22 protein-coding genes and 3 pseudogenes are annotated in these 21,586 nt (G+C 57.8%); 15 read left to right on the forward strand and 10 right to left on the reverse strand.

Annotated elements, in window-relative coordinates; genetic code table 11:
• The 3 genes from ACXPVS_RS08580 to lipA form a co-directional block, all read left to right on the forward strand.
• Window positions 1-121: hypothetical protein (locus ACXPVS_RS08580; RefSeq protein ID WP_458509760.1), on the forward strand; the 121-nt coding region annotated here is incomplete at its 5' end.
• 45 nt (window positions 122-166) lie between these two features.
• Window positions 167-1,423, forward strand: coding sequence for a serine hydroxymethyltransferase (gene glyA / locus ACXPVS_RS08585; protein ID WP_458509543.1), 1,257 nt, complete (start codon window positions 167-169; stop codon window positions 1,421-1,423).
• 50 nt (window positions 1,424-1,473) lie between these two features.
• A complete protein-coding gene (gene lipA, locus ACXPVS_RS08590; protein ID WP_458509544.1) occupies window positions 1,474-2,457 on the forward strand; it encodes a lipoyl synthase in 984 nt (327 codons plus the stop codon).
• 86 nt (window positions 2,458-2,543) lie between these two features.
• On the opposite strand, the gene ACXPVS_RS08595 is transcribed toward lipA, so the two are convergent.
• Window positions 2,544-2,924, reverse strand: coding sequence for a RidA family protein (locus tag ACXPVS_RS08595; RefSeq protein WP_458509545.1), 381 nt, complete (start codon window positions 2,922-2,924; stop codon window positions 2,544-2,546).
• A 157-nt stretch (window positions 2,925-3,081) separates the two neighbouring features.
• On the opposite strand from ACXPVS_RS08595, the gene ACXPVS_RS08600 reads away from it, so the two are divergent.
• The 4 genes from ACXPVS_RS08600 to ACXPVS_RS08615 all read left to right on the forward strand — a co-directional run bounded on the left by ACXPVS_RS08600 (window position 3,082) and on the right by ACXPVS_RS08615 (window position 7,520).
• A complete protein-coding gene (locus ACXPVS_RS08600) occupies window positions 3,082-3,483 on the forward strand; it encodes a hypothetical protein (protein WP_458509546.1) in 402 nt (133 codons plus the stop codon).
• Window positions 3,484-3,842: 359 nt separating this feature from the next.
• The gene (locus tag ACXPVS_RS08605; protein WP_458509547.1) at window positions 3,843-5,459 is read left to right on the forward strand and encodes an arylsulfatase; all 1,617 of its coding nucleotides are present in this window, start codon (window positions 3,843-3,845) and stop codon (window positions 5,457-5,459) included.
• A 69-nt stretch (window positions 5,460-5,528) separates the two neighbouring features.
• Window positions 5,529-6,797, forward strand: a complete 1,269-nt coding sequence (locus tag ACXPVS_RS08610) for an OmpP1/FadL family transporter (protein ID WP_458509548.1) — start codon at window positions 5,529-5,531, stop codon at window positions 6,795-6,797.
• A 48-nt stretch (window positions 6,798-6,845) separates the two neighbouring features.
• Window positions 6,846-7,520 (forward strand): DUF3313 domain-containing protein, encoded by a 675-nt coding sequence (locus ACXPVS_RS08615; RefSeq protein ID WP_458509549.1) that lies wholly within the window; start codon window positions 6,846-6,848, stop codon window positions 7,518-7,520.
• A 17-nt stretch (window positions 7,521-7,537) separates the two neighbouring features.
• On the opposite strand, the pseudogene ligD reads toward ACXPVS_RS08615, so the two are convergent.
• From ligD to ACXPVS_RS08630, 3 genes and pseudogenes are all read right to left on the reverse strand, one after another.
• Window positions 7,538-7,845: pseudogene (gene ligD / locus ACXPVS_RS08620) on the reverse strand (non-homologous end-joining DNA ligase LigD); the annotation flags it as partial.
• 131 nt (window positions 7,846-7,976) lie between these two features.
• The gene (locus ACXPVS_RS08625) at window positions 7,977-8,972 is read right to left on the reverse strand and encodes a methyltransferase (RefSeq protein ID WP_458509550.1); all 996 of its coding nucleotides are present in this window, start codon (window positions 8,970-8,972) and stop codon (window positions 7,977-7,979) included.
• Window positions 8,973-8,982: 10 nt separating this feature from the next.
• A complete protein-coding gene (locus ACXPVS_RS08630) occupies window positions 8,983-10,368 on the reverse strand; it encodes an iron-containing redox enzyme family protein (RefSeq protein WP_458509551.1) in 1,386 nt (461 codons plus the stop codon).
• A 194-nt stretch (window positions 10,369-10,562) separates the two neighbouring features.
• Between ACXPVS_RS08630 and ACXPVS_RS08635 the strand changes: the two are divergent.
• Window positions 10,563-11,013: pseudogene (locus ACXPVS_RS08635) on the forward strand (cupin domain-containing protein).
• Between the two features lie 78 nt (window positions 11,014-11,091).
• On the opposite strand, the gene ACXPVS_RS08640 reads toward ACXPVS_RS08635, so the two are convergent.
• Complete coding sequence (locus ACXPVS_RS08640; RefSeq protein WP_458509552.1) at window positions 11,092-11,808, reverse strand: tellurite resistance TerB family protein; 717 nt, start codon at window positions 11,806-11,808, stop codon at window positions 11,092-11,094.
• Between the two features lie 223 nt (window positions 11,809-12,031).
• On the opposite strand from ACXPVS_RS08640, the gene ACXPVS_RS08645 reads away from it, so the two are divergent.
• The 5 genes from ACXPVS_RS08645 (at window position 12,032) to ACXPVS_RS08665 (ending at window position 15,196) form a co-directional block, all read left to right on the forward strand.
• The gene (locus ACXPVS_RS08645) at window positions 12,032-12,457 is read left to right on the forward strand and encodes a GNAT family N-acetyltransferase (RefSeq protein ID WP_458509553.1); all 426 of its coding nucleotides are present in this window, start codon (window positions 12,032-12,034) and stop codon (window positions 12,455-12,457) included.
• A 233-nt stretch (window positions 12,458-12,690) separates the two neighbouring features.
• A complete protein-coding gene (pcsA, locus tag ACXPVS_RS08650) occupies window positions 12,691-13,410 on the forward strand; it encodes a phosphatidylcholine synthase (RefSeq protein WP_458509554.1) in 720 nt (239 codons plus the stop codon).
• A 13-nt stretch (window positions 13,411-13,423) separates the two neighbouring features.
• Window positions 13,424-13,810 (forward strand): DUF488 domain-containing protein, encoded by a 387-nt coding sequence (locus ACXPVS_RS08655; protein WP_458509555.1) that lies wholly within the window; start codon window positions 13,424-13,426, stop codon window positions 13,808-13,810.
• Between the two features lie 81 nt (window positions 13,811-13,891).
• Entirely contained in the window at window positions 13,892-14,365 is a 474-nt protein-coding gene (locus tag ACXPVS_RS08660) for an N-acetyltransferase family protein (protein WP_458509556.1), read from the forward strand.
• A 63-nt stretch (window positions 14,366-14,428) separates the two neighbouring features.
• On the forward strand, window positions 14,429-15,196 hold the full coding sequence (locus ACXPVS_RS08665; protein ID WP_458509557.1) for a metallophosphoesterase: 768 nt from the start codon (window positions 14,429-14,431) through the stop codon (window positions 15,194-15,196).
• Here the strand turns inward: ACXPVS_RS08665 and ACXPVS_RS08670 are convergent.
• A complete protein-coding gene (locus ACXPVS_RS08670; protein ID WP_458509558.1) occupies window positions 15,170-16,045 on the reverse strand; it encodes an alpha/beta fold hydrolase in 876 nt (291 codons plus the stop codon). The two genes, ACXPVS_RS08665 and ACXPVS_RS08670, sit on opposite strands and share 27 nt — an antisense overlap.
• Before the next feature lie 580 nt (window positions 16,046-16,625).
• Between ACXPVS_RS08670 and ACXPVS_RS08675 the strand changes: the two genes are divergently transcribed.
• Complete coding sequence (locus ACXPVS_RS08675; protein ID WP_458509559.1) at window positions 16,626-17,147, forward strand: hypothetical protein; 522 nt, start codon at window positions 16,626-16,628, stop codon at window positions 17,145-17,147.
• A gap of 112 nt (window positions 17,148-17,259) precedes the next feature.
• Here the strand turns inward: ACXPVS_RS08675 and ACXPVS_RS08680 are convergent, their stop codons facing one another.
• Window positions 17,260-18,141 (reverse strand): LysR family transcriptional regulator, encoded by an 882-nt coding sequence (locus ACXPVS_RS08680; protein WP_458509560.1) that lies wholly within the window; start codon window positions 18,139-18,141, stop codon window positions 17,260-17,262.
• A gap of 157 nt (window positions 18,142-18,298) precedes the next feature.
• On the opposite strand from ACXPVS_RS08680, the gene ACXPVS_RS08685 reads away from it, so the two are divergent.
• Window positions 18,299-18,913 carry an FMN-dependent NADH-azoreductase gene (locus ACXPVS_RS08685; protein WP_458509561.1) on the forward strand — a complete coding sequence of 205 codons (615 nt, stop codon included), beginning with the start codon at window positions 18,299-18,301 and terminating at the stop codon, window positions 18,911-18,913.
• 339 nt (window positions 18,914-19,252) lie between these two features.
• Here the strand turns inward: ACXPVS_RS08685 and ACXPVS_RS08690 are convergent, their stop codons facing one another.
• From ACXPVS_RS08690 to ACXPVS_RS08700, 3 genes and pseudogenes are all read right to left on the reverse strand, one after another.
• A complete protein-coding gene (locus tag ACXPVS_RS08690) occupies window positions 19,253-20,236 on the reverse strand; it encodes a GlxA family transcriptional regulator (RefSeq protein ID WP_458509761.1) in 984 nt (327 codons plus the stop codon).
• A gap of 186 nt (window positions 20,237-20,422) precedes the next feature.
• Window positions 20,423-21,214: a type I methionyl aminopeptidase gene (gene map / locus ACXPVS_RS08695; protein ID WP_458509562.1), complete on the reverse strand. Its 792-nt coding sequence runs from the start codon at window positions 21,212-21,214 to the stop codon at window positions 20,423-20,425.
• A pseudogene (locus ACXPVS_RS08700) lies at window positions 21,211-21,477 on the reverse strand (ParD-like family protein). The gene map and the pseudogene ACXPVS_RS08700 overlap by 4 nt, the downstream one beginning before the upstream one ends.
• Window positions 21,478-21,586: the final 109 nt, after the last annotated feature.

The following is a 21,586-nucleotide window of genomic DNA, read 5'->3' on the forward strand; positions in this document are numbered from 1 at the left end:
TCCGGTTGCGTCGCTGATCGAAGGCAAGTACTGGCCACCGGTCGGTCGCGTCGACAACGTGTTCGGCGATCGCAATCTGATCTGTGCCTGCCCGTCGATTGCGGATTATCAGGACGCCTGATCGTCAGCCCACTCCTACCCTTCAAGAACAACAGAGGACTGCACCATGTTCAGCAAGCACGACCAGATTAAGGGCTACGACGACGAACTGCTGGCGGCGATAAATGCCGAAGACGCACGGCAAGAGCACCACATCGAGTTGATCGCCTCGGAAAACTACACCAGCCAACGGGTGATGGAAGCGCAAGGCAGCGGCCTGACCAACAAGTACGCCGAAGGCTACCCGGGCAAGCGCTATTACGGCGGCTGTGAACACGTCGATGTGGTCGAACAATTGGCCATTGACCGTGCCAAACAGCTGTTCGGCGCCGATTACGCCAACGTCCAGCCGCACTCCGGCAGCCAGGCCAACGCCGCGGTCTATCTGGCATTGCTGCAGGCAGGCGACACCGTATTGGGCATGAGCCTGGCCCACGGCGGCCACCTGACCCACGGCGCCAAAGTCAGCTTCTCCGGCAAGTTGTATAACGCCCTTCAGTACGGTATCGACACCGCGACCGGGCTGATCGTTTACGACGAAGTCGAACGCCTGGCCGTCGAGCACCAGCCGAAAATGATCATCGCCGGCTTCTCCGCCTATTCGAAGACCCTGGACTTCCCACGCTTGCGGGCGATTGCCGACAAGGTCGGCGCTTATCTGTTTGTCGATATGGCCCACGTTGCCGGGCTGGTAGCGACTGGTCTGTACCCGAACCCGATTCCCTTTGCCGATGTCGTCACCACCACAACCCACAAAACGCTGCGCGGTCCACGCGGCGGCCTGATCCTGGCCAAGGCCAATCCGGAACTGGAGAAGAAACTCAACGCGGCGGTGTTCCCCGGCGGCCAAGGTGGCCCGTTGATGCATGTCATCGCGGCCAAGGCTGTGTGCTTTAAAGAAGCGTTGGAGCCGGCCTTCAAGTCCTATCAGGCGCAAGTGATCCGCAACGCGCAGGCGATGGCAAAAGTCTTTATTGATCGAGGCTACGACGTGGTGTCGGGCGGTACCGACAACCACCTGTTCCTGGTCAGCCTGATTCGTCAGGGCCTGACCGGCAAAGACGCCGACGCCGCCCTCGGCCGCGCCGGTATCACCGTGAACAAGAACGCCGTACCGAACGATCCGCAATCGCCGTTCGTGACCTCCGGCCTGCGCATTGGCACGCCTGCCATCACCAGCCGTGGTTTCAAGGAAGCCCAAAGCATCGAGCTGGCGGGTTGGATCTGCGACATTCTCGATCACCTCGGCGATGCCGATGTCGAGGCCCACGTCGCCAGACAGGCTGCCGCGATGTGCTCTGACTTCCCTGTCTACCGCGACTGATCCGCAGCGGGAGGGCTGGTCCCTCCCGCTCGCGCCAAAGGAAAAATGACATGAGCGAAGTGGTGGAATCGACCGGCAAAAGCCCGGTAAAAATGCAAGTCGGGGTCAAGCTTCGCGGAGAGGAAAAGGTCGCGCGAATTCCGGTAAAGATCATCCCGACCGATGAGTTTCCACGCAAACCCGACTGGATTCGCGTACGCATTCCGGTCTCCCCCGAGGTCGATCGCATCAAACAGCTGCTGCGCAAACACAAGCTGCACAGCGTCTGTGAAGAAGCCTCCTGCCCGAACCTCGGCGAGTGTTTTTCCGGTGGCACGGCGACCTTCATGATCATGGGTGACATCTGCACCCGCCGCTGCCCGTTCTGCGACGTCGGCCACGGCCGGCCAAAACCGCTGGACGCCGACGAGCCGATGAACCTCGCCGTCGCCATCGCCGATCTGCGCCTCAAGTACGTGGTGATCACTTCGGTGGACCGCGATGATTTGCGCGACGGAGGCGCCCAGCATTTTGTCGATTGCCTGCGCGAAATCCGCAAGCGGTCGCCTGGCGTGCAACTGGAAACCCTGGTGCCGGATTATCGTGGTCGCATGGACGTCGCCCTGGCGATCACCGCCACTGAACCACCCGATGTGTTCAACCACAACCTGGAGACCGTCCCGCGCCTGTACAAAGCCGCAAGGCCGGGCTCGGATTTCGAGTGGTCACTGGATCTGCTGCAGAAGTTCAAGCTAATGGTCGCGCCTGTGCCAACCAAATCCGGCCTGATGCTGGGCCTTGGCGAGACCGACGATGAAGTCATCGAGGTCATGCAGCGCCTGCGTGAGCACGATGTCGACATGCTCACCCTCGGCCAGTACCTGCAACCGTCGCGCAGCCACTTGCCAGTCCAGCGTTTCGTGCACCCGGACGTGTTCGCCCGGTTCGCCGAGGAAGGGACGCGGATGGGCTTCAAGAACGTTGCCTCCGGTCCCCTGGTGCGCTCGTCCTACCATGCCGACCAACAAGTTCAGCGGGCAACGAGCACTGTGTAGTGGTCAATTAATTCCAGACACCTTGCCAGGGGGTTCCGACGCCATCGCCCGCTCAGTGCGCGGGACCGCCAGACAAGCCCGCGGACTCAGCCTTTGGCCGCCATCGCGGTGACTTCCACGCGCATGCCTTCGACCGCCAGGGAAGCCACGCCAACGGCGGCCCGAACCGGCCAGGGTTTGGCGAAGAAGCGCTGGTAGACCTCGTTGAAGGCGGCGCGATCGGCCATGTCGGCAAGGTAGATGGTCAGGTGCAGAACCCGGTCCATGGAACTTCCGGCGTGCTCCAGCGCAACCTTGAGCGCCTGCAGCGTGCATTCGCTTTGCAGGGCGATGTCGCCCAGTTCCAGACTGCCGTCGGCGCGGGTGGGGATCTGAGTGGAGACCAGTAGGCCGCCGAAACCGGCGACATCCGAGGAGATGGATTGCGGATCGGGGTCGGGAAGGAAGGTGAGGTCGTGGTTTGCCATGGGGATTCTCTTGTATGAGGTGGTAAAGGGGCCGTCGAGTATATAGCGGCTGGAAAACTCAGTGTGGAACGCCCCGTTGGATAGCGACTTCTTCTGTTCGCCAGAAGGGCAAAACCCTATGGGCAAACCGGATGGGAGCACTCTATGATTGAACCCCATGACCACCCCACCTCCGATCCGCCAACCCTGCCCTCCCGGCGCCTGCGACTGCGGACGTGACCCGCTGCTGGAAACACCAGGGGCGGACGTGCGCATCCTGTTTCTGACCCGTTCGGAGGAAAAGCGCCTGATCGAGCGCCTGGAAAATCTCCAGAGCCTGAGTGACCTCGAGCGTGTGCAACGGCGGATGTACGAGCAGTTGGGCATCCGCGTAGACATCGTCCCCAGTTTCAATGAAGTACGCACCATGCGCGGTATCGGTATTAACCTTGGCGAACAACCGGGGCTATGCCGCAAAACCCGTCAGTCGATCCCGGCCGCGATTCGTCGCGCACTGGAGAAGCGCCCGGAGATTGCCTACGACCTGCTCAACGCCAACGACCTGTTGCGCGACGCGTGAAATCAATCCCATGAAGCGAGCCGGCAGCCATTGAGAAGTGGGTGCTGGCGGCCGCTGTTGGCAGACAATAGTCGTTAGGGCGGCGAGCCACGCTCACTGCTCCATGCCCTTCCGCACGTCGAATCACACCTCCCATATGCCCGATCGAGGCACGGATCGAGGACTTCGCCTGGTTGAAATGTCAGTAATCATCCGAATCCACGACAAGCTGTAAAGCCCATGAAACAACGGCTTACAGCCGAGAAACTAATTTCTGGATATTTCCCAGTTCGTACCTACTCTCTTCGCGGGGGATCCAATTTCTCGTGGGCGGTGGGGGCTCGTCTCAGAGTACTAACGCTAGTGCGCAGGAGCTCGACATGAATCGGACAACGTTATCCTCGGCGTTCGCTGTACCAGTACTGTTGGCTGCAATGGTGCTTCCCGGCATCACACAAGCTGCCGACAAAACAGCCCCCAACATTGTCGTCATCATGGGCGACGATATTGGCTGGTCCAATATCGGTGTCTACAACCAAGGCATGATGGCCGGTCGAACACCCAACCTCGACCAGCTCGCGGCTGAAGGCATGCGCTTCACCGACTATTACGCCGAGGCCAGTTGTACCGCCGGACGCGCCAATTTCATTACCGGCGAACTGCCGATCCGTACCGGGATGACAACTGTCGGGCAGGCCGGTTCTCCCATTGGTATTCCTGCCGAAGCCGTCACCATCGCCACCACACTCAAGTCCATGGGTTACGCCACTGGCCAGTTCGGCAAAAACCACCTGGGCGACTTGAACGAATTCCTGCCGACCGTGCATGGTTTCGACGAGTTTTTTGGCTACCTCTATCACCTCGACGCCATGGAAGACCCGGCGCACCCCAACTATCCACAAGATCTTCTGCCCACCGTCGGCCCACGGAACATGGTTCACAGTTGGGCCACGACGACTGACGACGCGACCGTGATGCCGCGCTGGGGCAAGGTCGGCAAACAGAAAATCGAAGACGCCGGCACCCTCTATCCGGAACGGATGAAAACTGTCGATGACGAGATTCGTGACAAGGCCTTCACCTTCATCGACAAGGCCAAGCAGGACAACAAACCGTTTTTCCTCTGGCTCAACCCAACCCGCATGCACATCGTCACTCATCTCTCCGACAAGTACGAAGCCATGCGCAATGCGCAAAATGGCTGGTCGGAACAGGAAGCCGGCATGGCACAGATCGACGACATCGTCGGCGACGTGATGGCCAAGCTGAAAAAAGACGGCATGGACGACAACACCATCGTGTTGTTCACCACTGACAATGGCGCGGAAAACTTCACCTGGCCGGATGGCGGCACCACGCCGTTTGCCATGGGTAAAGGCACGGTAATGGAAGGTGGTTTCCGGGTGCCCGCGATCGTTCGTTGGCCGGGCAAAGTACCGGCCAACACAGTGGCCAATGGCATCATGTCCGGAATGGACTGGTTCCCGACCTTCGTCGCGGCGGCCGGCAACCCGAACATCAGCGCCGAACTGCTCAAGGGTAAACAACTGGGCGACACCACTTACAAAGTGCACCTGGACGGCTATGACCAGACACCCATGATCACTGGCAAAGGTCCGTCTAATCGCCATGAGATCTTCTATTTCGGCGAGAGCACGCTGGGCGCAATCCGTATCGATGACTTCAAGTACCGCTTCATTGACCAGCCTGGTGGCTGGCTGGGGGCAAAAACCACGCTGGACATGCCGGTTCTGACCAACTTGCGCCTCGACCCGTTCGAACGCGCTGGATGGCCGGAAAACATGGCGGCCAATGGCTCCCTGGAGTATTTCCAGTGGTTCAAATTCCAGTTCTGGCGATTTGTGTTTGTGCAGCAGCAGGTGGTCAAACTGGCTGAAACAGCGGTTGAGTTCCCGCCCATGCAAAAAGGCGCGAGCTTCAACCTCGAAGCCGTCAAAGCCAAGATTGAAGCGGCCCGGTCGGCGATGGGCAAGTAAGCAGTTGAATGCGCGGGTGGCCAGCGCTCGCCACCCGCGTTCATGACGGACATTTGCTGAGGTGACTCCATGCAGCTAAAACCTTCCGTCCTGCCCGCCTTCACCCTGTTGGCCCTGTGCAGCCAGCAAACCTACGCGGGCGGCATTATGCTTTATGAAATAGGCACCGATAACGCCGGTCTGGCCAACGCTGGCGCCGCCGCCCGTGCTCAGGGCCCCTCGACCATTGCCAGCAACCCGGCGGGCATGAGTTATCTGCCGGGCACACAAATCACTGGAGGTTTGCAGATACTGTACGGCGACCTGACCTTTGATCGCGACTCAAACACCAATGGCACCGGCAGTGGCAGTGGCAACGCCCTCGACCCGATTCCCGGCGGCAGTTTCTTCATCAGCCATCAACTTGATGACCACTGGAGCGTCGGCTTCGGCCAGTACGCTGACTTTGGCCTGGCGGCCAATTACGACAACGAATGGTCCGGGCGCTACTTCGCACAAAACGCCAGCCTCGCCGGTTTGTCTTTCGTGCCCAGCGTGGCTTATCGCTTTAGCGAGCAATGGTCGGTGGGCGTTGGCGTGAAAGCTATGTATGGCATGTTGCAAGCCCAAACCGCGATCGACCGCTCACCTTTCGGCTTTACCGAGCGCAGCGACGGCCAACTCAAGTACAAAGACAACGATTGGGGTTTCGGCGCGAATGTGGGCGTGATCTATGCCCCGCAACCCGGCACCCGCATCGGCCTTGCCTACACCAGCAAGGTCGATCTGGCGTTCGAGGACGGTCTGGACGTCAAAGGCGACGGGCCAGCGCTGAATCGTCTGGATGGCCTGAACACCCAACTCGACATGACCGTGCCGCAAACTGCAACGCTGAGCCTGTTCCAGCAACTCGACCCGCAATGGGCCCTGCTGGCCTCGGTCAACTGGCAGGACTGGTCAGAGTTTGGCGATATCGCGGTGCAAGTCGACACCACCGCGTTTGGCGCTCAATCGACGACGGTCGACGCCCATTTCAAAGACACCTGGCAACTGGCCCTCGGCGCGCAATATCAGGCCACGCCGCAACTGCTGTGGAACGTCGGTGTGGCATATGACAGCAGCGCCGTTTCGGACGGCAACCGAACATTTACCGTGCCCATGGGCGAATCCTGGCGCATTGCGGCCGGAGCCACCTATGCTCTGAACAAGGTCACCGACATCAATGTCAGCTGGGCCATGGTCTGGCTCGGCGACATGCCGGTGGACCAGACCAAATCCACGTCAGGCACGCGAACGTCCGGTCAATTCGACAATGCCTGGATTCAAGCCGTGACCGGCAATATGACCTGGCGTTTCTGATACCTTGCGACCAAAAAAAACGACTTAATCCACGGAGCACACACCACTATGAACCTGTCCCGAAAGCTGTTTATTGGCGTTGCGCTGACCAGCTTGCTGCTCGGCGGTTGCACCTCGAAAGTCACCGAACGCGCGCAGTATTCCGGCTTCCTGTCCAACTACAACAACTTGCAGCAGGTCACCACCACCAGTGGCGAAACAGCCATGCGCTGGGTGAGCCCGTCCTGGAATCCCGAGGCCTATAACACCGTGGTTTTCAATAAGCTGGAGCTCTACCCGGCGCCCAAGCCTACTGAACGGGTTAACCAGCAAACCCTGGACGAGTTGCAGAGCTACATGACCAGTAAGGCCATAGGTGTGTTAGGTCAGAAATATCGGGTGGTGTCGAACGCGAAATCATCGCCTGCCGGTTCAAAAACCTTGATCATGCGCGCGGCGATCACCGGGGTGAGTGCCGAAAACGAAGGCATGAAGTGGTATGAAGTGGTGCCGATTGCCGCCGTCGTGGGGGGTGTTGCCGCTGCCAGTGGCCACCGCGATCAGGACACCACACTGTTCATCGAGGCCGAGTTCATCGACGCCAGCAACAATCAGACCGTGGCCAAAGTTGTGCGCAAAGTCTTTGGCTCCACGCTGGAAAACGCCAGCCAGAAGATCACCACCAAGGATTTCAAAGTGGCGATCGACAAGCTGACCAGTGATCTACAGGCATTTATCAAATAGTCCGATTGTTTCTTGCAAGAGCAGATAGTCGTGGCACCTAGGCCGTTGCGTAGGTAACCGATGAAGACCGGCCCAACGCGGTGCTTCGGGCCCGATACGGCGCAAAAGCGCTTCGGCAGCAACTTGGCCACGTGGCTGACAATCACGTGGCTGAAGTCCTTCACCCCAGCCCAACAAAGCTGCGGATCAGTGGCACCACCAGGTGAATCCCTCTGCCGTCACTGGTCTCGAGGAACGCCTTGAGCCCCAATTCATCGAGCACCTAGAGGGTCAACTGGGTGGCTTCGACCCTGCTTTTCCAAGGCCGCGCCGCGTCAGGATCGAGGCCTCGTGCTTCTGGATGCAGAACTGCAAGGCATGGCCTTTCGCGTTTTTTTTTGCCCGAACGTTTGCCGGCGGCCGGTTCAGAGGTCGCCGAGAAATCGCGCATGCGATTGTAATCGTCCAGGCTGCGGGTCATGGCGCACCTGCTGACGAGGTCACGGTGCCCTCGATGCCTGGGCCGATACGCGTGACAATCAGGGCGACGACGGCAATTCGTTCCACCCGTTGATAGCCAGGGGTCAACAGTTCTTCACCGAACACATCGGGGTCGAGTTCGTGGTAGGTCCAGCCGAACATCGACGATTCGAGACGCGGCGCCACCGCCTCCAGAAACGGGTCGAGACCATCGATCATCGCCACGCCGGTGTACAACACCAGAGACCCACCGGGGGCCAACCGATACAAGGCTTGCTCGACAATGCGCAACGACAATTGCGCGCCAAGCGCGCCGCCGCCATGCCGGTAAGCACGCTCGGCCGGGTCGGCCATGTAGGGCGGATTGGCGACGATCAAGTCGAAGTGGCCGTCGACGTCTTGCAGCACATCGCTGGCCTCGATGCTGACGTTAGTCACCTCAGCGAGCGCGGTATTGACTGCCGTCATGCGTAACGCCAAAGGGTTGATGTCCACGGCCAGCACTTCAGCTTCACGGCGAGCGCGGGCAATCACAATCGCTCCGACGCCAGCGCCGCAACCAATGTCCACGGCGCGCCTGATCGGCGCGAAGCTCTGTTGCAGATGAGCGTGAATCAGTTGTGCAAAACGATAAGTGTCGGGACCGAAGAACACCGCGTCAGCGGCATCAGTGGGGTAGCCCGAATGCACGAACAACAGGTCATCGAGGCTTGACCAGCGCACATGACTTTTCAGTCGACCCTTGCATTCTTCAAGGACGCCTGCCTGTTGCAACTGCCGCTGCTCATCCTGCGACAACAGACCCGGCTCAAACGGCCGCGACCAGCCAAAGACTTCGCGCAGGGTCCGGGCGCTTTGTCCGAAGACGCGATCATTGACCCGCTGATGGGTCAGCGGCGTTGGCGTGACGAAACGGTAACCGTCGGCCTGCAAGCGACGCCCCAGTTGCAGTAAGGCCAGATCGGCGGCGCTAAGGTGTTCTTCCTGATTCATGAAGGGCTCCCTATCGAAAACCGGATTTGAGTTCGATGAACCGTCGCGTGGCCATCAGGCCTGCGGGGTGGGCATGCCGATGGGCGGACAACCACGGAATCAAGACTTGCATTTGCTCGTCGGCGGCAAGCCCTTTAAGTGTAGCGTGCAGGCTTTGGATATCCGGGTCATTGACGGGCACTGGCGGTGCGGTCGCGGTACTGCTACCGCGTCGAGCCCCGGCCGGCGCTCGCTCAGGTCGCCAGTCTCCGGCAATCCAGTCGTGCAGCAGTTGTTTTTCGTAGGGGCTGAACACCCCGAACATGGCCGCGCCGTCGCCATCGACCAATTGCCAGAAACGGCTGGCTTGCGGGTCCTGGTGACGCTTGATCCAGCCCTTGTTTTCCATGGCAATGAGCAAGCCTGGCAACTGCTCCGGTGACGACAGCCATTGATTGACGGTCTTGCCTTCAAACCGGCAATAGTCCGAATGCATGTGCTGACCAAACGGGCGCTTGCGTTCAAGCATGTTCAGCAACTCGCCGTACAGGTCGAACGATTCGATAATCGCGCGACTGCCCTGCCCCAGATCGTTGAGCCGATAACCCAACGCAACCCTGCGCAGAAAGTCTTCACGGTCACCTTCTACCGGCAACAATTGCCGCACCGACTGCACGGCCTTTTGCGCATGACCGGTGCTGGCATTGTCGATGGTCACGTGCAGGGTGAAGTAATACGGATCGATGCCCAGTTCGCTGAGTTCATAGGCGCTGATCAGCAAGTGCAGCGGCAGTTGTTCATAACCGAGGTTGTAGCCGATCACCTCCGGCAAAAAATCGTCGCTGCAATAACCCAGCGCCAATTGCACCGCGCCTTGCAAGTAACGCTCGTCCGCAATCAACGCGTTGTCCAGCAAGCCATGCTCGGCAAGTAGCTTGCGGTAAATCACCACATGATTTTGCGCCGGGTTGCCGTCGCCCAGCTCTTCCAGACAGGTGCAAATCAGCCCGTCGAAACGCGGGTCATGCCAGTGCCGCAGCAGGCCATACAGCCACGCGCCGTCCACCAGTTTGGTCGGCGCAACGGCTTGCAGGAAAAACAACGCGTGCGCCTTGGAGGTGAAGAACTGCCGTGGTGCGCCGTCCTTGCGCTTTTGCAGGTAGTCGGCGTATTGGCGAGCCACTTCGACGCAGTGCTGTTCGACAAAGGCTGGCAGTGCCGACAGCTCTTGCGGCAGGTCCGTGGGCAGGTCATTTGCGTGCGCAAGTTGAGCCTCGAGGAAGGTTTTCCCCAGTGTGCGCTGATGTTCAGCATCGTCGCTCAGCAACAACTGCTCGTAGATACCTTTTAGGCTGCCGGTGGTCGGGATCGAGCGTTCGTGGGTCGGCTGGGATTCAAGTCGTGTCAGGACAGTCATGGAGTCGTCTCTCGGTCTGAGGCCAATGGCAGGACGCTGGATCAGCACGTCTCTACATCAGCAGAGCGACACCCCCGGAAGAAAATTCCATCGGCGTTGAAATTGCCCTGACAAACGGGCTTGTGGCGCGCGCCCCGCCGCCAGATCAAGTGAATATACTCAGCGGGGGTGGACTCATCTTTCGCAGAGCAATCATGCGAACGGTTCATATCATCGAGCCCGAAAAACAACCCGACCCGGTCAATGTCGTGGGTGAAGCCATCACGATTCTAGCGGGCGGGATCTGAGCAAACCTTTTGAAATGCATATCCAGGAAGGCGTGCAAGGCGGCGGGCCGCCTCCGCACTTTCACCCTTGGGACGAAGCGTTCTACGTCATTGACGCACAGGTGGAAGTGACGGTTGCGGGCAAGGCCACCACCGTTTCCCCCGGGGGCTATGTGCATATTCCCGGGGGGGCTATTCATGCTTACAAGAACGTCAGCGCGACGGCGAAGATGATCGGAGTGGTATCTGATCCGCGCGGGGGTCAGTTCTTCGCTGCGGTGAATCAGCTCAAAGTGCCGCAGGACTTGCGCGGATCCTGGCAATCGCTGAGCGTTTCGGCGTTACGTTTCTGGTGCCCAAAGCCGCTGAACGTCGGTAGAGGCCAGACTCCCGAAAAAAACGGCCTTCTCAGGGCCGTTTTTTATGATCGCTCCCACGCTCTGCGTGTGAACGTTCTTCAGGCCACACCACCTTTGGCCTGTTGCTCCAGATGCACTTGCAGCGCCGGATCGATGTTCAGCGCCGCCGCCAGTTCATCCAGATAGCGACGTTCGGCGTCCTGTTGATCGTCCACCAGCATCACACTGGCCAGGTACATCTCCGCCGCCATGCCGGAATCCGTGGCCGACTGCGCCACATCGGCGGCGTCCAGTGGCCGTGCAACTTCGTCATCCAGCCATTGCTGGAGCTCTGGGTCGTCGGTGTGGCGACTGATTTCGGTGCTGATCATCTGCTTCTCGACGTCATCAATCCGACCATCGGCCTTCGCCGCCGCAATCAATGCACGAAGGATCGCGTGGCTGTGGTCCTCGACTTCCGGACCGGACAACAGGTCGACCGTGCGCGGTGCCTGTTGCGGCGCCGAGGCCTGGTTGCGTTGCCAGGCTTGATAGGCCTGGAATGCCATCATTCCGAGCGAAGCCAGCGCCGCGTAGTTAGTGCCGCCAGCCGACCGGGGCTGGGTCGAACCACCCACGGTTGAGCCACCGCCCAGCAGACCACCGAGCAAACCACCCAGGCCACCGCCACCGGCGCTTGACCCGGCACCACCGCCCAACAGGCCGCCGAGCAATCCACCGAGGCCACCTTGGGCCGACGTGCCACCGCCACCCTGTTGCGACATTGAGCCTTGGCCGGCCTTTAGTAACTGTTCGAGCAGATCGTTGGTGTTCATGCCGGTGTCCTCATCGATTGAAGTGATCCAGTCAGGCAACGATAGTCCTCGCAGGCAAATACGCCACCACCGTTTGGCTGACGTGAAACCTGCTCGCAGGCTGCGCATTGTACAAACAGCCGCTGAGCGGGGTTTCGGTCAACCTTCGTCACACTTGACCCTGATGCCTGGACTGCGAGTGTTCTACCCTCGCTAACCCGATGCCCACAGGATCACCCAACACATGGACCGCCACCTGATTGTCGTCAGCGACGTCATCGAACCTGAAGTCGAGCACATACTCACCACCGGGCTGAGTGCCTTCAATGATCAGATGACCGGCATCAACGACCGCCAGTCGCTGGCAGTAACGGTCCGAGATCCGGATACCCATCAGGTGCTGGGCGGTATTACCGGGCGTACGTCGCTCGGTCTGCTGTTTCTCGATTTGTTCTACTTGCCCGAGTCACTACGGGGCGCCGGGCTCGGCGCTCGACTGCTCAAAGCGTACGAGGACGAAGGCCGTCGTCGCGGTTGCCGCTCGGCGGTGCTCTATACCCTCAGTTTCCAAGCCCCGCAGTTCTATGAAAAACACGGCTGGCAGCGCTTCGGCGAAGTGCCTTGCAACCCGCCAGGCACGAGTCGGGTGTTCATGAACAAGGCGCTGTGAATGAACCTGTTTGCAGCCCATCATTGCGCTTGAGTAGAACGTATCACCCTGCGCCAACGTTTCATTTAATACCGAGGGTTTATCCGGGGTGTTTTTTTGCGGCCCAGCTAAGATTTACAGAGGGTGAACCTTATCCCCGGATACCCGGTCGATACATGCAACCTGACTTGGTTTAACGCCCCCCAATTGAAGGGGTGATAACAGGCTTGCTTCACTTTCTGGAGAACGCCCCCGTGATATCGACCCTACACATCGCCAGGCTCAAAGCATGGGGCGCCCATGGTTTTACCGCCACCGGCGTGGTCACTGCCTTCCTCGCCACCCTCGCCTTGCTGGAAAACCAGGCCACAAACTGCCTGCTATGGCTGGGCGTCGCCCTGATCGTCGATGGGCTGGACGGCGCGCTGGCACGCAAGGTCAATGTCCAGTCGGTACTGCCAAGTTTCGATGGCTCGATCCTCGATCTGGTCATCGACTACCTGACGTACGTGTTTATCCCCGCGCTGTTCATTTATCGTTACATCCCCTTGCCGGACTACACGCTGCTGCTGTCCGTGTCGCTGATTCTGGTCTCATCGCTGTTTTGCTTCTGCAACGTCAACATGAAGAGCAAGGACAACTACTTCCAGGGCTTCCCCGCCGCCTGGAACGTGGTCGCCCTGTGCCTGTACATCATCGCCCCGTCGCCGTGGATCAACGTCCTCACGGTCATCGGTCTGGCGCTGTTGACCGTGACCCGGATGAAGTTCCTCCACCCGTTCCGCGTGCGCAAGTTCATGCCGATCAACATCGCGGTAACGGCCATCTGGCTGCTGTGCAGCTTGTCACTGGTGGTCAACCATCCGGTGATCAACCCGTTGGTGATGGGGCTTTGGCTGCTGATGTCGGCTTACTTCCTGGGGATCTGCATCTGGCGCACGGCGCTGGAGTGGTTCGAAAACTCGCGGGGATAAAGGACTGTAGAGCGTGGCCATCCATATCGTCCAACTCGGTACGCCGCGCTCAGCCAATGAAGGCCTGCGCCTGGGCACGGTGCGTCGCCCGCCGCGTGGCGTGCCGAAAGCCGAGTTTGCCAGCCGTGATTTTTATGACGTGTGGCAGCCGCTGCTGTCTCCCAGTGCAGAACTGGTCGCAGAAGCCAAAGCGGCGAAAGACGCCAAGGCGTGGGAAGCGTTCAAACGCAAGTTCAAGACTGAAATGAACCACCCCGCGCCCAGCCAATTGCTCGATTTGTTGGCGGCGTTGTCCCATCAAACGTCACTGGCCATTGGCTGTTATTGTGAAGATGAAGAGCATTGCCATCGGTCGGTATTGCGCGAGTTGTTAAAGGCACGAGGTGCACAGCTTAAATAGTCGCTGGCGCAGGCGACTCTGGGTCAAGATCGGGCTGACGGATGTTGGTAAGGCATAAGACACAAGGATTGGGGTCTTCAAATGAACAGCCAGATTCGACTCGCCACCCCTGACGATGCGGCAGCCATCAGCCAGATCATCATTCAATCGCTGCGCCAGTCCAATGCCCTGGACTACCCGCCCGAAGTCATCACACAGGTAGAGAAAAGCTTTTCTAGCGAGGCCATCCGTGCTTTGTTGAGCCAACGCCAGGTCTTTGTCGCCACCATTGATAAGCGTGTAGTCGCCACGGCCAGTCTTGATCAAAACGTTGTGCGTAGCGTATTCGTCGACCCAGACCATCAGGGCGTCGGACTCGGCAGGCAGTTGATGGCAACGCTTCATTCTGTCGCCCAGGACGCAAAAATCGAGGTACTGCGCGTTCCCTCATCCATTACCGCAGAAGCCTTTTACTTCAAGCTGGGTTATCGAAAAGTTCGCGATGCGTTTCACGGGGCCGAGCGCACAATCATTATGGAGCGGCGTCTGACGCCCGTTGTCAGCGCGTCAAACTAACGCCAGCGAATGCCCTTCATTGAACTGTTCTCATCACCCTCCAAAACAAGTAGGAGTCGATCGATGCGCATCGCCTTGCTGTCAGACATCCATTTGTCCGTCAACGCGTTACCTTTCCCCGATGTGGAGGCCGATATTGTCGTCCTCGCTGGAGACATCTCCCGACCGGCCAAGGCCATTGAGTGGGCCAAATCATGCCCTGTTCCGATCGTGTACGTGGCAGGGAATCACGAGTTTTATGGCAGCGACCTGATCTCTACCTATGAGCACTTGAACAGGTTGTCGGAAAGCACACATATTCACGTTTTGGAACGTTCGGAGTATGTCCACAACGGCGTGCGGTTTTTGGGTTGCACCCTGTGGTCTGACTATCGCCTTTTCGATTCTGCAGGGGATCGGGAACAGGGTGTTGATCTGGCTACGAAGCTCATGCGGGACTTCACTCACATAAAAATCTCGCCAGACTTTCCAGACCTGTTCAGCCCGGCAGTGTCCCAATTGATTTTTTTACAGACAGTCGCCTGGCTGGAAGACTGCTTCAACCGCGACAGCACCACTCCCACGGTGGTGGTTTCCCATTTTGCGCCGACACGATTGAGCATAAGCCCGCTGTTTGAGCATTCGCCGATTAACGCGAGTTTTGTTTCAGACCTCGAAGACCGAATCAAGGTCTGGCAGCCGGCACTTTGGCTGCATGGCCATACTCATGGGAGCTTTGACTATCGGGTGGGCAAAACTCGCGTCATTTGCAATGCCCGGGGCTATGCAAAAAATGGCATTAATGAAAATCCGGAATTTAATGGCTCATACGTGATTGACCTGGATATCTGAGGCAACACGGCCCTGCCTCCTGCAAGCCGGATCCAGAAAACCGAGTAAGGCCTGTCGGGTGTCATGCCAGGCCGCCGAATGTTCCATATCGAGGAAGTGCCCCGCGTTCTTGATGGTATGAAACCGGGACTGAGACGCATGATCGGCGAACAGTCGGGCGTCTTCGACCGAGGTGTACTCATCCCATTCGCCGTTGATAAACAGCAGCGGTATTTCGATGGCAGCGGCACAGGCGACGTAGCAATGGGTGTCTTGGGTCAGCACCTCATTGACGTGAAAATGCATCTGCCTGTATTCGTGCTCGGCCAGGCTTCTGACATGGCGGTCATTAAAGCGTTTGAACAGCGATGGCAGGTGCTTGCCGATCGTGCTGTTGATCAAGCGACCGACATTGAGGCGGTCGCAAGCCTGGAGGTGGTTCATGCCGCTCTCCAGGTAATCGCGCATCGGTGCATTGATACGCGCTGCGAATGAATTGATCACCGCCTTCTCGATTCGTCTCGGCCGCTGAGCCAGCGCCAGCAAGGTCGCCGCACCGCCCCAGGAAAAGGACAGCACGTGGTGCGCACCAAAGTGCTCGATTAAATCCAGCAATATCGCTGCCTCGTCTTCCTTTCGGATCGGTTGGCCGTGGTGGTTGTGTTGCTTCGACTGACCGGCGTAGGGCTGGTCGTAGAGAACCACATTGAATCGCGGCTGCAGGTAACGCACCGTTTGGGCAAAAGACGCGGTCGTTGCCAGTGAGCCGTTGACCAGAATGATGGTCTTGTCAGCGGCAGTGTTGAGATAGTGCTCCGTATAAACCTGGTACTTCCCGCAGATCTCGACGATGGCAGTTTTCGGCATCATGACATTTACTTCCTTGAACCCATTGGACTAAACGCACAGCGTGAGGGATGCCCACAGGGCCCTATCGCAGACAGCAGAACACGTGGACCTGAACGCGAAGTGCCAAGCCAAGACATGAATAACTCAGAGTGATTTTCAAGCGTCACGCAGGGTGCTCCGATGGCCACAGTGACCAATGAGTCACCGACTGACCATATATTCAGAGTTAAGCAGGGATTTCCCTGTCTGCAAGAGCGCAGACGAGTTATTGCGTCGAAGACGAGGCGAGGCGCGAAAGCTGCGCGAGTGACGCCTCCCGAGTCATCGGTCTCGTCGAAATACTTGGCTGTTGGCCCGGGCCTTGCTTTGGCATATTTGCGGTACCAGGCCGTCTTTGCGCAACTTCGAGTATTTATGCCTGATGCTTGGCAGACGACCGCGGCTGCTGATGCAGACCGCAAGCCTGGTGACGAACATGGCGTTTATGCAGGACCTGACAGGGTATTGATTGTGGTAAGCAACTGGACGGCAGACCGCCCCACTTTCAGGAATCCCCCCAAGGTTGGGGACTTTCGCCCGCCAAAGCCATCAGGCTTATTAGTTGCCAACGTTCATTAAAAGCAGGCTGGCCACGCTCCGCGCGCAAATCAAAAAACAACTGAACAACAAGGGAAACCCTACCTTGAAAATTTCAACTATCTGCGTCGCGGGCAGCCTTTTGGTTTCGGTCGCGGTTTCTGCGACGGGGGTTATTCCCGCCTTCGACCTGGACTTCACAAGGTCAGCTACTGATACGTTGAAAAAACGGGGCATCAACGACGCTTGTATTATTGCCGCTTCAACCCCTAAAACGTTCACCTATTGCCGAGAGGGATCGCCAACGCTCTGGAAGTATCAGGCTTTAGATCTGGAACAACAGGCGGCGATCCTGAATGACGAAAAGCGGCACCTGACAGACTACGGGCAAATCACCGTCGCGGAAGCCGATAGCGCAGCCTGCGAAGAAGATAACCCTGCGCCATTGGTTAAACCGGTGATTACTCGTGGGCTAGCCCTCGGCCTGATCACCCTGTTTCTGTTGATTGGTTGTCGATATACCTACCGGGCGAGCCGCCGTCCGTAACCAAAACATAATAGGCAATGAATCGAAAACGGTATCCGTCCGGCCAAGTCATCTACCCAGCCCTTTGGCCAACGGGATAACCAAACCGCTGACGTTAGTCATCTTCGTATCATCACCTGCACAGACGATGGGTCAGATCATTCAGAAGCCATCGGCCTGCTTTCCCTAAAGAGCGATTTTGCATGTGCGCGGCGTAGATCGTAAGTGTGTCTGGTGTGCGCTGAAGTTCGGCGGTTAACTCAAGAGGTACGAGGCGTCCTGAAGCCAGATGATCTGTAATCAGATGCTCTGGCATTCGGCACCAACCGAACCCGGCGAGCAAAAAATCCAGCCGCCGAGCCAAATCTACAAACCGCCACGGCTGACTGCCCGTCACCCCATAGCTCGGGCCTTCGGGGAAAACCGGATCGGAAAGTACCAGTTGCACATAAGGCTTGAGGTCAGCACTTGTTGCCCGACGGCCTAACATAGCCAGGGGATGCCCGCTGGCTACTACTGGCCTCAAATCGACGCTGAACATTGGCAGCGCGGTGACATCGTCGGGCACTGTCGGAATCAATGTGCAAAGCGCCAGTGCCGCGTCACCGTTGCGCAACCGGCGCTCTGCGCCGCCTAAGCCTTCTGTAGAAAAACTCACTGCCAGATGCGGAAAAGTCTCACGGAGAGTGCGCAGGCTTTCGATGAGCGGTGCACTAGGGACTAAAGGGTCTATTGCGAGAGCCAGCTCCGGCTCAACCCCCGCAGCCGTACTTGCGGCCATGGCTTCAAACTGGGCAGCGCTTGCCAGCACTGCGCGCGCTTGAACCACCAGCACTCTACCTACCTCAGTGAGCGTTGGACGATGGCCGCTGCGATCAAACAGCCTCACACCTTGAACGGACTCCAGTGTGGCAATCGACTGGCTAATAGCCGATTGGGCACGCCGCAGATAACGTCCCGTTGCCGAGAAACTGCCTGTATCAGCAATGGTTACAAGGATCCGCAACTGATCCAAGCTGAGATTCCCGATCATGCCCTATCACTTAAATAGATGGACTCGATCATATTTACATCACTCCTGCATATAGATCGCATTGGGTAGAGTGTGTCGCACATCGCCCAAAGCGACAACGCAAAACATACCGCCGCGTCACCGCGCAGGAGATACATTCATGACCAGACTTCTCACTATTGAAACCAGCCCACGTGGGGATGCTTCAATCTCCCGGCTGCTCACTCGCCGATTTGTGGCCGCATGGGAAGCTTCACACGCTGGGGGCTCCATCAAAATCCGGGATCTAACGGACACGGCGCTTACGTTCGTGACGGCACCCTGGTTACAGGCTTATTTCACCCCGCAAACCCAACATTCGCCTGAAATGAAAGCCGTATTGCAGCTATCCGATGAGCTTGTGGCCGAGTTGATGGAAACCGATCACGTGCTTATCTCAACGCCGGTCTACAACTATAACGTCCCGGCGGCGCTCAAGGCGTGGGTGGATCACGTGGTACGTAAAGGCCTGACCTTGGGCTTCGATGGTAAAGGGCTTGTGACCGGTAAAAAGGCAACGGTGCTGCTCGCCTCGGGAGGTGTATACACCAACGACTCCCCGATTAGAGACCGTGACATTGCGACTCAATATTTGAAATTGATCCTGAACGTCCTCGGTATCACTGATGTCACCTTTATTGCAGCCGGCGGCGCTAAATCTGTCGATCTCGGAGAAATCAGCATGCACGATTTTCTAGATACATTTGATCATCAAATTCAAAAGTCGCTGGTTTAGACAGCATTTCTCCTGGCCCATACGATTCTGCTCTGTAGGCGTGCGCCCATCACGCCTTGCATGTGGCAGCAACTGATCGATTTCGCTCACCCGTTTGCCAAGGCAGAGTTGCTCGCAATCCAACTGCATTTCAGAGCCATGGCGAATACCTGGCCAGTGGAACGCCCCTTGGTTCAGCCGACGAGCAACCAGCCAGACCCCGGGTCGTTCGCACTCTTGGACAACCTGGGTTTGAAGGATTTCGGGTAAGCCTTACCTTGGCGCATGGTGATCCTGGCATTAAGGGTGATTGCGCAGATCTGCGCCAATCACGAGTCAACACAGACTCAAAAAGTCGTTCTATTTGACGAGCCGCGTTTCCTTGGAAGGCCTGTATCCGAAGTACGAGCTATAGCACTTGCTGAAGTGGCTGGGCGATACAAAGCCACATGCAACCAACACGTCCACCTGGGACAGTTCTGTGTGCTGGAGGAGTCGACGCGCTTCGGTAATTCGCAGCTCCATGTAATACCGTTGCGGCGTTGTGCCCAGTTGTTCCTTGAACAAGCGCTCGAGTTGGCGACGCGAACGGCCGGCGTAAACCGCCAACTGCTCCAACTCCAGAGGCTCTTCGAGGTTAGCATCCATCAGCTTCACCACCTCGCGTAATGGCGCGCTCACACAGATATTTTCAGTCGGTTTTATGCGCCGATAACGCGACTCCTCGAAAGCAAGAATGTCCTCGATACCTTCGACCAGTGCTTTGTCGTGCAGTCCTTTGATCCAGTCCAGCGCCATGTGGAATGCCCCCGAGGGACTGGAAGCCGTGAGCCGGTCTCGATCAATGACATAGGGCTCACTGGTGACATGCGTCGCCTTGGCGATTTCCGCGAGTGCGGGGCGATGTTCGGGGTGAATCGCGCAACGATACCCGTCAAGCAAACCTGCCCTCCCCAAGAACCATGCGCCATTCCACAACCCGGCCAGACTGACGCCCAAGTCCGATGCAGCCCTCAATAGGGAAACGAGCTCATCCGTCGCTTTGAGTTCGGTCCTGTAGCCGCCGCAAATGACCAGAAGGTCCAGGTTCTGGATCGTTGAGCCATCGAAACGGGTATCCGGCCGAATAACCAGGCCCAAGTCACTGACGACTTCCTCATCGGTCAAGCCGAACGTTCGGGAAGAGAACAATCCGGGTCGCAGAAGATTCGCGGTGACAATCGTATCCAGTGCTTGCGTGAAGGCCGGCAGCGAGAAATGCTCAAGCAACAGAAATCCTGCCCGAACCGTCTGAGTTTTCTCGTTGGGGCTCTCATTCAAATAGCGGAGATTTTTCCCCTTCATGCCTCCGCTAAATTGGCGTCGCTCGATCAATGTTCGACCTACTCGGTTACGTTACCCAACAGGTCGTTGGGTGCGTTGATAAACCTCAATGCTAACTGCAGACGTTTCAAAAGCACTAGCGCCATTTTGCGATTGATCAGGCCTGCGCAAAGCCGTGACGTAACTTTATGTCACTCGCAAGCGCGCCTAAACGATGGCGGGATACCCATCGACACTATCGGGCCAACGGGTCAGAACCTCGAAGCCGTCGTCAGTGACTGCGACCATATGCTCCCACTGAGCCGAAAGTGAGTGGTCCTTGGTGACCACGGTCCAGCCATCAGCCAGCGTTTTTACATGGCGCTTGCCAGCGTTCAACATGGGTTCAATGGTGAAGATCATGCCGGCTTTCAGTTTCAGCCCCTGGCCGGGGTAGCCGTAGTGAAGGACCTGCGGTTCATCGTGATAAACCTTGCCGATACCGTGACCGCAGTATTCACGCACGACGCTGAATCCGTCTCTTTCAGCCACCTTCTCAATGGCATGGCCGATGTCACCCAGGGTAGCGCCGGGGCGGACGACGCGAATACCGGCACACATCGCTTCATAGGTCGTCTCAGCCAAGCGTCGGGCATCCGGGCCGGGCTCACCCACGAAGTACATGCGACTGGTGTCGCCGTACCAACCCTCCTTGATAACGGCAATGTCGATATTGACGATATCGCCATCCTTTAGTGGCGTGGCCGAAGGAATACCATGGCAGACCACCTGGTTGACCGATGCACACACGGTTTTCGGGAAGCCGTGATAGCCGACATTGCCCGGAATGGCTTTCTGCACGTTGACGATGTAGTCGTGACAGAGCTGATCAAGTTCGTCGGTGGTGACCCCCGCTTTGACATGCGGCGCAATCATCGCCAGGACCTCGGCGGCCAGCGTGCCCGCAACACGAGACATGGCTATTTCTGCCTGCGTATTGAGCGTGATATTGGCCTTCATTGCTTGACTCCTGATGCTGCATCAACCCGGGTGCTTTGCGAAAAATCGGCCAGTGCGCATAGCTGTTTTACATCGAGGCCGCCAGCCAGTTCGGCACGAATCAGCAAACGGCAGATGTCGCTGTGGTCCAGGTTGGGATGTAACTCCGCAAGCATCCCGATGCGCATCCAGTGCTCGGCTTGTGCGTTGATCGATCAACTCAACGCATCGCTGGCGACGCGCAGGTTCTCGTGCATGGCTTCTGAAATTTTTACGATACCCACTGATTAATCCAATATGAAATGTATATGGATCGTATATTAGTCGGTAGTCGTGTGAAATTGCAATTTCACGATTTTTAGCCATGACTGAAGCGCGCGGCAGCATAAAAAA

This window comes from Pseudomonas sp. Ma2-10 (assembly GCF_054330215.1).